General features: G+C 64.7%; 7 protein-coding genes. All 7 read left to right on the forward strand.

Annotated elements, in window-relative coordinates:
- Positions 1-14: 14 nt before the first annotated feature.
- The 7 genes from LLH00_10230 to LLH00_10260 all read left to right on the forward strand — a co-directional run bounded on the left by LLH00_10230 (position 15) and on the right by LLH00_10260 (position 11,322).
- Positions 15-1,031, forward strand: coding sequence for a methyltransferase domain-containing protein (locus LLH00_10230; GenBank protein ID MCE5271646.1), 1,017 nt, complete (start codon positions 15-17; stop codon positions 1,029-1,031).
- A 291-nt stretch (positions 1,032-1,322) separates the two neighbouring features.
- Positions 1,323-6,581, forward strand: coding sequence for an FG-GAP-like repeat-containing protein (locus tag LLH00_10235; protein MCE5271647.1), 5,259 nt, complete (start codon positions 1,323-1,325; stop codon positions 6,579-6,581).
- A 174-nt stretch (positions 6,582-6,755) separates the two neighbouring features.
- A complete protein-coding gene (locus LLH00_10240; protein MCE5271648.1) occupies positions 6,756-7,838 on the forward strand; it encodes a DUF2225 domain-containing protein in 1,083 nt (360 codons plus the stop codon).
- A gap of 188 nt (positions 7,839-8,026) precedes the next feature.
- Positions 8,027-8,746: a hypothetical protein gene (locus LLH00_10245; protein MCE5271649.1), complete on the forward strand. Its 720-nt coding sequence runs from the start codon at positions 8,027-8,029 to the stop codon at positions 8,744-8,746.
- A gap of 27 nt (positions 8,747-8,773) precedes the next feature.
- Positions 8,774-9,001 (forward strand): hypothetical protein, encoded by a 228-nt coding sequence (locus tag LLH00_10250; GenBank protein MCE5271650.1) that lies wholly within the window; start codon positions 8,774-8,776, stop codon positions 8,999-9,001.
- Between the two features lie 225 nt (positions 9,002-9,226).
- Positions 9,227-10,735: a B12-binding domain-containing radical SAM protein gene (locus LLH00_10255; GenBank protein ID MCE5271651.1), complete on the forward strand. Its 1,509-nt coding sequence runs from the start codon at positions 9,227-9,229 to the stop codon at positions 10,733-10,735.
- A 245-nt stretch (positions 10,736-10,980) separates the two neighbouring features.
- On the forward strand, positions 10,981-11,322 hold the full coding sequence (locus LLH00_10260) for an STAS domain-containing protein (protein ID MCE5271652.1): 342 nt from the start codon (positions 10,981-10,983) through the stop codon (positions 11,320-11,322).
- The last annotated feature ends 100 nt before the right edge of the window (positions 11,323-11,422 follow it).

Consider the following 11,422-nt stretch of genomic DNA (forward strand, 5'->3'; position numbering starts at 1 on the left):
GAAAGGGGAGGAAGATGCAGGAGTCGTACGAGGAGACTTATAAGAAGATAGAGAAACTGACCTCGCTGGCCCGGGGGTTCCAGCCTGCGGTGGTGCTGACCGCGGCCGCGGAGTACGAGCTGTTCGAGTTGCTGGAGGGCGGGCCGCTCACCCCGGAGCAGGTGGCGAAGAAGAAGGGCCTGGATGAGCGTGCCACAGGGATCGTGCTGCACGCCCTGGCCGGGATGCGCCTTCTGGAGAAAGAGCCGGACGGCAGGTTCTCGCTTTCAGAGATTGCCGCCGAGCTGCTGGTGCGGGGCAAGCCCTGGTACCAGGGGGACATTATCCGCCACACCGGCCACCTGATCGAGCGCTGGGCGCAGTTGCCGCAGGTGCTGAAAACCGGCCGCCCGGGCGAGGGGGGCCGTCCCCAGGACGACAAGCGCCAGCGCCGCGATTTTATCCTGGGCATGAGCAACAACGCCCGTCTGAGCGCGGCCAAAGTCGGCGCCCTGCTCGACCTGGGCGGGGTGCGCCGCATGCTCGACCTGGGCGGCGGTCCCGGCACCTACGCCATCTCGTTCTGCGAGCAGGCGCCCGGCATGCGCGCCACCGTGTTCGACCTGCCCGAGGTGATCGACGAGATCACGCGGGAGCAGGTGGAGGCCGCCGGGCTGTCCGGGCGGATCGATTTCCGCCGCGGCAGCTATCTGAGCGATGATTACGGCTCGGGCTACGACCTGGTGTTCATCTCCAACATCATCCACTCCCTGGACGAGGCAGGCTGCCGCGAGCTGGTGCGCCGCTCGCGCGAGGCCCTGGCGCCGGGGGGACGTCTGATAGTCAAGGATTTCCTGCTGGATGAGGACATGGTGGACCCGCCCTTTTCCAGCCTGTTCGCGGTGAACATGCTGGTGGGCACCGAGGGCGGACGCTGCTACAGCCTGGATGAGGTGCGCCACTGGCTGAGCGAGCTGGGTTTCGGCGACGGGGTGACTGTGGCCGAGCTGAGCCCCCAGGCCCGCATGGTGATCGGCATCCGCCGCAATTGACAGAAGTTATGGCGGCGGGCGGGCGGTTTTCCGCACCCGCCCGCCGGCTTTCCCCCCGAAGCCTCTTGTTGCAGACAGCCGGAGCGTCGACCGGCCATCCCCCCTCTTGCGCGCACCTGCCGTGTCGCAGCGGAGCGCATCTCTGCCCAGCCTGGCACTGTTCTTGCATTTGCAACGGTCATCGTGAAGTGCCTTTACATGGCAAATAAACCTCCACCGAACGCGGATATGCCCCAATACCGGATATCAGGCCAGAATCGCCCCCCGGACGCCCCGGCGGCCGGGCGCGCCGTGAGAGGACTGCCTCTCGGCCCGGCGGTGATATTTTTCCTACTGCTGGGCTGGATTGCCAGCCTGGAAGCCGCAGTGCCCGTGATCACCTCCCGGGTGCCCGACCTGGCCGTGATCGAAGGTCAGACCCTCACCGTGACCATCCACGCCACGGACGCGGACCACGATTCCCTGTCGTACCACATTCTGCACGCCCCGGCCAATACCACTATCCACGACAGCGTGATCACCTACAGCCCGAACTACTACCAGGCCGGGACGGATTCCATTGTCTACGCCGTGCGTGAGCACCCCTCGCTCTACCAGGTGCAGGACACGTTCCGGGTTTTCACTCTGGATGCCGGGATCACCGGCTCCTACACGGATGTCAGCGCCGCAGCGGGCCTGGCCGATCCGGGTGTGTCCAACTCCGCCGCCTGGAGCGACTACAACCGGGACGGGGTCACGGACGTGTTCGTGGCCAACGCGGGCGGACCGGGGCAGCTCTACTGGGGCGATTCCCTGGGAGGGTTCCATCCGGCCAACGCGCTGCCGTCCGGCGGGTCGGAGGATGCCTCCACCGCCGCCTGGGGCGACTTCAACCACGACGGCCGTCCCGATCTGTTCGTGGGCAGCGCCGGATTGTTCGGCGGCAGCCCGAACCACCTCTACCGCAACGAGCCGAACGGGTCGTTCAGCGATGTCACCGTCGCGGCCGGGATCAGCGGAAACGGTGTGACCAAGGCGGTCTCCTGGGTCGATTTCGACTGCGACGGCGACCCGGACATCCACGTGGTCAACTACGGTTCCAAGGACCAGCTCTTTTCCTGCAACCGCAGCGGCAGGTTCGACGAACAGGCCGATTCGGTCGGGATCGCCGATGCCGGGGACTGTGTGGCCGCGGCCTGGGGCGACTATGACAACGACCTGCACCCCGACCTGTACCTGGTGCGCGAGAACGGCGCCAACCGCCTGTTCCACAACAACCGCGACAGCTCGTTCACCGATGTCGCCGTAACCGCGGGCGTGGCCCACACCGGCAACGGCGCCTCGGCGGCCTGGGGCGATTACGACAACGACGGCGACCTGGACCTGTTCCTGGCCAACAAGGACAGCGTGCAAGTGCTCTATTCCAACAACGGCAACGGCACGTTCACCCGCATGAGCTCCTGCGGCGTGGGGGTGCGCGGATCGGCGCGCTCGGCTACCTGGATGGATTTCGACCTGGACGGCCGCCTCGACCTGCTGGTCACCTTTGCCGACAGCGCCAGCAAGCTGTTCCAGAACCACGGCGACAGCACGTTCACCAATGTCGCCCCGCAGCTCAAGATCGACTCGTTAGGCTACTGGACCTCGGTCACCTGGGCCGACCCCACCAACCACGGCACGCCGGATTTCTACCTGACCCGGCGCAACGGGACCAACCGCTACTACGAGGGTATGGTGCAGGGTAACTGGCTCAAGGTGCGCCTGCACGGGGTGGTGAGCAACCGTTACGGCCTGGGGGCGCGTATCCGCCTACGCACCGGCAGCCGGGTGCAGACCCGCTGGATTGACGGTGGCACGGGGTCGCAGAGCGAGCCGGCCGCCCTGTTCGGCCTGGGCACCGCCGGAGTCGTGGACAGCCTGACCGTGTTCTGGCCCTGCGGGCTGCGCCGCGACACCACCGGCGTGGCGGTCAACCACATGTTGACCTGGTTCGAGACCGACAGCCTGTTCCCGGTGATCGACTCCACCACGGTCTACCACGACACCACGTTCCTTTCCGGACCGTACCCGATCCGCGCCTGGATTTCGGACAACAACACGGTCACGCCCACCCTGCTCTACAGCATCGACCGGGGGCGCAACTATGTCCCCGTGGCCATGACCTCCCTGGGGAACAACAACTACAGCGGGAATATCCCGGGCCAGCCCAGCGGTACCCGGGTGCGCTACTATATCCGTGCGATAGACACCTGGGGCAACCGGAGCCACTCCCCCTACGCCGCGCCCGATTCGTTCTTCAGTTTCAGCGCGGACAGCACCCGGCCGGTGATCGGCGCGGCCACCGTGATCAGGGACACCAGTTTCACCGCCGGACCCTACCGGGTGGAGGCGCGCGCCTCGGACAACGACTCGCTGCGCAATGTCTGGCTGGTGCGCAGCTATTCACGCTCCGGGGTCATCGCGCTGGTGGACAGCACGGCGATGACCATCACACGGCGCGACAGCACACAGTACCTTTTCCAGGCCGAGATACCGGGCCAGCCGTTTGGCACGCGGGTGGACTACTATGTCCGGGCGGTGGACCTGGCCCACAACTGGCAAGTCCGGCCAGCCAACGCGCTGGACTCGGCCACCGGCTTCCGGGTGTCGCATTTCACGCCGCGCGACCCCTCCGGCGCCGCCATCCGTCGCCACGGAACCGGCGCGGCGGTGGCGGATTACGATCAGGACGGCCTCCCGGACGTGTTCCTGCCCAATATCGACAGCCTGGATGTCCTGCTGCGCGGCACGGCCGACAGCTCCATGATCGTGGTCGCCGGCTCGGGGGTCAACGCGGTCAGCCGCGCCACCACCGGCGGCTGGTGGGGCGATTTCAACAACGACGGCTACCCGGACCTCTACCTGACAGTCCTGGGGGCGAACGTGCTGTTCGCCAACAACCGCAACGGCACGTTCAGCGACGCCACCACCCGGGCCGGAGTGGGGGATGCGGGACGCTCCTGGGCCGCCGCCTGGGTGGATTACGACCGGGACGGCCGGCTCGACCTGTTCGTGGCCAACGAGGACGGCCCGGCGCGCCTGTACCACAACAACGGCGACTCGACCTTCACAGACAAGGCCGCGGCGGCCGGACTGGCCGGCTCCGCCGGCGCGGTGGGCTGCGCCTGGTGCGACTGGGACTCCGACGGGGACCGGGATGTCTACGTGGTCTACTACGGCGCCGCCAACCGCTTGTACCGCAACAACGGCGACGGGACGTTCACCGATGTGACCTCGGTCGCCGATGTGGGCGGCGGACCGGCCAGTGTGAGCGCCGCCTGGTTCGATTACGACAACGATTCCCGGCCCGACCTCTACGTGGTGGAGCAGGCCGAGGACTATCTGTACCGGAACAACGGGAACGGCACATTCACCCGCAAGGACTTGCCCTCCCTGGGCTTCGGCCCCACTCCGGATGGTTTCTGCGCCCTGTGGGGCGATTTCGACAACGATTCCCGCGCCGACCTGTTCAAGACCCGGGGCGAGACCGGCGGCCCGGATGTCAACCTGTTCATGCGCGGCAGGGCGGACGGCACTTTCGAGAGCTATTCCGGCCAGGCCGGTTTCATCGATTACGGCGAGCACCGCGGCGCGGCCTGGCTGGATTTCAACCGTGACGGGCGGCCCGACCTTCTGGTCAACGACCGCGCCGGACGGGTGCTGCTCTACCGGAACATCAACCCGGACGGCAACCGCTGGCTGCGCCTCAAGCTGGTCGGCACGCGCAGCCCGACTATGGCTATCGGCGCGCAGGTGAGCGCGTTCTTCGGCGGGCAGCGCCGGTTGCGGGAGCTGGGCGGCGGTGACAGCTACAGCGGCCAGAGCGAGCCCGTGCTGCAGTTCGGCCTGGGCTCCACGCCGGCAGTCGACTCGCTGGTCATCCGCTGGCCGGCCGGTGTGGTGCAGCGCCTGTACAACATTTCCGCGGGCCAGACCCTTACCGTGACCGAGCGCGACTCGCTGTTCCCCGGCATTGTCCGCCTGGATACGATCCCGGACCAGTACGTGCGCGGCGTGCAGCCCACGGCCTTGGTCAAGGTCCAGGACCGGGACGCACTGACCCTGGTCAACCTGCGCTGGCGCACCGGCACTCAGACCGCATACACCAGCGTGGCCATGAACCGCGATTCCTTGCGCACGTTGGGGGAGACGGTGTTCAGCTACTGGCGCGCCAGCCTGCAAGAACAGACAGTGGGCACGACGGTCTACTGGCGGGTCGTGGCCTCCAGCCCGCGCGGCGCGGCCGACAGCAGCGCCACGCTCAGCTTCCTCACCCGCACCGATTCCGACGCGCCCGGAGTAATCCTGACCTCGGTCCCGGACAGCCTGGCCCCGAACACCCAGAACCAGATGGCATTCCAGTTGCGTTTCACTGACGGGGCCGGGGTGCGGCGGGCCGGGTTCCGTCTGAGCGGCTCCGTCTATCCCTCCGGACCGCCGGTCAGCCTGTCGCGGGACACGCTCCTGAGCGGGGTGGTGCATGCCGTGGACTGGAATTTCCGGATCGGCCCCTGGCCCTTGGGCAGCCGTTTCACCTGGTTCGCATTCGCTGCGGATGTCTCGGGCCTGGCCGACTCCAGCGATATAAAGAGTTTCCGCATCTCGCCGCGGCTGGGCAAGGCCAGCGTCCAGGACGTTCCGGTCAACACCGCCGACCTGATGCGCCTGGTCTACATCATCCTGGGCTATGTCGCCGCTCCCAGCCTGGTCGACAGCCTGGGGTTGGACCTCAACCGCGACGGCTGGTTCAGCGACATCGACCTCCAGCGCGCCCTGGCCGCCTGGCGCTATGATGCCTCCAGGGGCACGCTTCTGGCCGCAGCCGGGGGATCAGGGCCCGAGCCCACGGTCTCGCTGGCGTCCGCACGCGGCGGGGCGGCAGTCAGCCTGCGCAATGTCCGTCCGCTGCCCTTTGTCCTGCTCGAAATCGAGGTCACCCCGGCCGTGGCCCGCCGGCTGACCGTGCGGCCGGGTGCGCGCGCCGCGCTCGGGGAGTTCGCCGGTGGGGCCGCGGATGACAATACGATAATCCTTCTGCTGAAACCCTCCGCCGGCCGGGATGAGTTCCTCGCCGCCGGGGACGGCGAGTTGTGCAGCCTTCTGGTGGACGGCTCCGGGGCCACGAGCGAGGTGGGTCTGAAACTGCGGCGCGCCGTGCTGGGCTCTTTCGAGCTGGATGGCCTGGCCTCCGGGCAGTCCGGCTCCTCAGCCGCGGTGACAGTGGCCCTGCCGACGGCGTTCAGCCTGGAGCAGAACTATCCCAACCCGTTCAACCCCAGCACCACGATCAGTTTCGGCGTGCCGCAGCCGGAATCGGGCGGCCCCGGAGTGCTCCGGGTGCGCCTGGCGGTCTACAACCTGCGCGGCGCTCTGGTGCGCACTCTTCTCGACTCCGAGTTGGAGCCGGGTTTCCATAGCGTGGTCTGGGACGGGCACGACAGCCGCGGCCGCGGCCTCCCCAGCGGCGTGTATTTCTGCCGCCTGGTCTCGCCGCAGGCGACGTTTACGCGTAAGATGATATTACTCAAATAATTATGGATGTCTGGAGCGGTCCGGCTGAGAAATAAGATCAATCTTGTATTTTCGCGCATTCTGTGATAGAGTTAACTGGTGCGCGGCGCTCCGCGCTTCGGGCCGCTTGACCCGCGAGACGCGCCGGGGTCGAAAACGGCGCGGGTTTTTCTCATTCAGCGGAGGAATTCTGTTGTGGAAACCCCTCAGAAAAGTCCGTTTATAAAGAAAAAAGCACCCTGTCCGATCTGCAGCCAGGAGGCTCCCAACCGGTTCATCATGCCCAAGAGCTACCTGGAAAAGGGTCTCGACAGCGACCGTCACCCCATCGGCTACAAGTGGCTGGATGAGGCTTTCCAGGACATCCAGCCGCCGTTCTACCATTTCTGGCACTGCCCGACATGCAAATACACCGCCACGCAGAAGGATTTCCTCAAGCCGGGCGAGGATTCGGACAGCAACTACAGTACGTTGAAGAAGTATTTCCAGCGGATGCAACCCCTGCAGAAGCAGATCGTACAGCTCCTGGGCACGGGGATAGATTACGACAGGATGGATTTCCCGATGGCCATGAACCTGCACCTCGCGGCCATCTACATCCAGGAACTGGTGCCGGATGACGTGCGGGACACCTCTAAGCTGGGCAGCTATTACCTGCGCAGCGCCTGGCTGTACCGCGACCAGAAAGCCAAGGAGAATTCGGCCGAGGAACTGGCCCAGTACAACGCCCAGCTCGACAAGCTGGCCAAGGTCTGGCCCGAGGTGCCGCGCAGCGAGGCCGACTGCCTGAACAAGGCCGCCGCCTACTACGAGCTGGCCTACCAGCGCCATCCGCGCTACGCCGATATCGTGATGGCCACCGACCTGATGATCCTGATCTCCGACCTCTACATGCGCGCCGGCGACATGACCAAGACCATGCAGTGCCTGAACGTGATCATGCAGACCGGCCAGAAATTCCGGGTCAAGCAGACCGAGCTGCTCCGCCGCGAGAAAGAGGAGGGCAAGCTCACGGTGACCCGCAAGGCGCAGATCGACGCCCAGACCAACCGGGTCAACGCCCTGATGGAAAAAGCCGGCGACATGCGCCAGCGGATCATCCAGCTCAAGATGAAGAAGCAGGAGCCCAAGGCCCTGCAGGCAATCCAGACGTTGACCGCGCAGGGGTTGGACACGGAGCAGATACGCGAGAAGCTGCAGCAGATGAACGTGGAGCCGCAGTTGATCGTGAAGCTGTTGGGCGAGCCCAAACGCAAGAAATTCCTCGGCCTGTTCTGAAGCCGCCGAGGCAGGCGGCTCAAGTATTGGGCCGGGTTGTCGATATTATCTCTTAGGCCGGACCGTGAGGCAATTCGCGCTTGAAGCGGCTTCGGGTCCGGCCTGCGTTATCTGTTCCCCCCGCGCCCGTACACCCCCGAGCGCGGACCGGATTCCGGCAACCCCGTGCACGTTAGCCCGGTCACCAGATGAACGACAAGATCAAACTCATCGTGTTCGGTGTGATCGGGCTGATCGGCTCGTTCGCCGTTTTCGTGGCTATTTTCTGGCTTATCTTCTCGATGCGCACCCCGGACGCGAGCCAGGCCGCCCCGGCCGAGGGCGAGGTCCAGGACCAGGCCGGCGAGGTGGAGCGCGTGCAGGCCCGCCGCGACACCACGGTGCCGGGCGGCGAGGTGATGGCCTACGCCGACGTGCTGGGGGAAAACATCCCGCTCGAGCCGCAGGTGAACGGGTACCACTGGGCCACCTGGGGCATGAACACCGAGCAGGTGCTGGCCGGACTCAAGCAGGAGAGCGCCCAGGACATCCAGTCGTTCAGTCCGGAGGGACGGAATATCACCTCCATCGTGGCGCTCAACCCCGACAACCTGCGTTTCAAGGTGGAATACCGTTTCTACAACAACGAGTTGTTCCATGTCGAGATATTCTACTCCTCCTATTACCGCACGACATCGTTCAACGCTTTCCTGCTGGACCGCATGCGCGAGTACGGCCGTCCCTACGAGCAGTACGCCACGGTGGACGAGATGGGCAACGTGATCCTGCACGCCAAGTGGGACACCGAGCAGACCCTGGTCGAGCTGGTGGCCTATCCCAACGGCCGCTACAGCCTCTTTCTCGACCGTCAGCTCACGATCATCCAGCTCGAGGAGCAGCGTAAATCGCAGGAACGGATGCAGTACTGAAACACGGGGTGTCCCGGGGGTGGTGGCATGGAATGGAAGGAAGAGGACTTTCGCCTCGAATCCGACGGGCGGAAGTCGGACGGCAGCCGGCGCGAATTCGTGGGAATATTCTGGGAGTGCTGCAAGGTCTACAGCCGGGTGCACCTGAACAGCCGGGGCACGGCCTATGTCGGCTGGTGCCCCAAATGCTCCCGCCGCATACAGTTGAATATCAGCCCCACCGGCTCGAAGAGCCGTTTCTTCAATGTCGGCTGAGTGTGGGCGACCGGGCCGGAGTGGTTGCTTAAGTCTGTCCGCGATGCTATATTAAAAGAGTGGCAGGGGAGGCTTGCCTCCCCTTTTTGTTTGCCCGGACATGGCGTCGCCGGTTGCGGCAAGCTTAGTAGAGACGATTGATACAAAAGGCAGTTGGCGACGTTTAAGAGTAATGCTCATTCGATTGAGCCCGGCCCGAGCGGCCGGGCCGGACGGAGAGAAACGTTGCCCACTGCGGATACCCCTCGCAAAGTTCTTCTGGTCTACCCCCAATACCCGGACACTTTCTGGAGCTACCGTCGCGCACTAAGGTTCATCGGGCGCAAGGCCTCGCTCCCCCCGATGGGCCTGCTGACCGTGGCCGCCCTTCTTCCCAAGTCCTGGGACCTGCGTTTCGTGGACGCCAATTTCACCCCCCTGCGTGACGAGGACCTTCGCTGGGCCGATTTGGTTTTCATCAGTGCGATGACCGTGCAGAAAGAGTCGGCGCACGAGATAATCGGCCGCTGCAAGGCCCGGGGAGTGAAAGTGGTGGCAGGTGGGCCGCTGTTCACCGCCCTGTCCGCCGAGTTCCCCGAGGTGGATCACCTGGTGCTGGACGAGGCCGAGTTGAGCCTGCCGCCGTTTCTGGCCGACCTGGAAGCCGGCAGCCTTCAGCGTATCTACCGCAGCGAGGGTTGGGCCGATCTGTCCACCACGCCCATCCCGGCCTGGGACCTGATCGATCTGAAGAAATACGCCACCATGAGCGTGCAGTATTCCCGCGGCTGCCCGTTCGATTGCGAGTTCTGCGACATAACCGTGCTCTACGGGCGCGCGCCGCGCACCAAGCCCGCGGCCAACGTGCTGGCCGAGCTGGATGCCCTGTACGAGCGGGGCTGGCGCGGGGCCGTGTTCTTCGTGGATGACAATTTCATCGGCAACAAGCGCACCCTCAAGGCCGATCTCATGCCCAAGCTGATCGGCTGGATGCAGGCCCACCGTCACCCCTTCAATTTCCTGACCCAGGTCTCGATCAACCTGGCCGGGGATGACGAGCTGATCGAGTTGATGGTGGATGCCGGGTTCGACATGGTGTTCGTGGGCATCGAGACCCCGGACGAGCAGAGCCTGATCGAGTGCGGCAAGATGCAGAACACCCGCTCCGACATGCTGGCCGATGTGCACAAGCTGCACAGCGCCGGGCTTCAGGTCCAGGCCGGGTTCATCGTGGGGTTCGACAGCGACAAGCTCGACATTTTCGGCCGCATCTCGCGTTTCATCAACGAGAGCGGGATAGTGGCCTCGATGGTCGGCCTGCTGAACGCCCCGCCCAACACACGCCTTTACAAGCGCCTGCTGAGCGAGAACCGTATCCTCAAGGGGATCAGCGGCAGCAACACCGATTTCTCGATCAATTTCCTGCCCCGCATGGACAAGAGCGCCCTGGTGGAGGGCTACCGCCGGATCATCCACGACATCTACCGTCCCGAGGCCTACTACAGCCGGGTGCGGGCATTCCTGCGCCACTACAACCCGCGCAACCGGTTCAACGGCGGGCGCTTTTCACTGGCCCACGCCCGCGGGTTCCTGCTGTCGGTCTGGCGGCTGGGCATCCGCAAGGGTGTGCGCCGTCACTACTGGCGCCTGTTCCTCTGGACCCTGTTCCGGCGGCCGCGGCTGATCCCCTATGCCATCACCATGGCGATCTACGGCGACCATTTCATGAAGCATTTCGGGATTGTCGCGGAATAGAAGTTTCAGTTCTGGCAAGAGCCTCCAGCCGTCCTCCCCTTCAGGTGGGCGGCTTTTTGTTTCCGGAATGGTCTACCCCGCAAAGCCGCATCACAGGCCCAACTCAGAACGTGACCTAAAGGAACCGGCCCGGCCTGCCGATAATTCTGATTATGCGCTGCTCAACCGGCGGCGCGCAGACAGAGGCAACATTACATATTTTTTTCAGCGATAGAGTCAGGCTTAATCTTTTCAGGGAGGAAAAGATGCTCGAGCTGGTGACACCGCTCAGGGAAAGAGTGACAGTCAAGGCGCCGCGGCAGATGAGCGGGCCGAACGTGTACCGCCTGAGCTGCGAGGTGCAGGAGGCTTTCGCCGCGGACCAGGAGGGCGTGGTAATCGATTTCGACGGGGTGGACTACATCGACCTGCACGGCCTGGTGCTGCTGAAGGATCTCTGCGAGTTGGTGGAGGTCAGCGGCGGCAGGACTTGGGCGGCGCATGTCGACCCGGACATGCTTGATGTGCTGCAGGAGGCGGAGCTGTTGGGCATGTCTGGTGGCCGCTTCAGTCTGGAGGACGGCGAATACGAGTTGAGAAGCGCCTGAGCGTGGGATTCCGTGGTAAAGCGTTAAGAGGCGGGGCCGGAGACGGCCCCGCTTTTTTTGTTTTCCGTGGATTGCGATTTGCGGCAGGGCCTTTTTCTTC

Source organism: bacterium (assembly GCA_021372515.1).
In the GTDB taxonomy this organism is placed as follows: Bacteria; Gemmatimonadota; Glassbacteria; order GWA2-58-10; family GWA2-58-10; genus JAJFUG01.

Coding starts and splice junctions, on each gene's coding strand:
- LLH00_10260 (MCE5271652.1), top strand. CDS start 10,981: ATGCTCGAGCTGGTGACACCGCTCAGGGAAAGAGTGACAGTCAAGGCG.
- LLH00_10250 (MCE5271650.1), top strand. CDS start 8,774: ATGGAATGGAAGGAAGAGGACTTTCGCCTCGAATCCGACGGGCGGAAG.
- LLH00_10230 (MCE5271646.1), top strand. CDS start 15: ATGCAGGAGTCGTACGAGGAGACTTATAAGAAGATAGAGAAACTGACC.
- LLH00_10245 (MCE5271649.1), top strand. CDS start 8,027: ATGAACGACAAGATCAAACTCATCGTGTTCGGTGTGATCGGGCTGATC.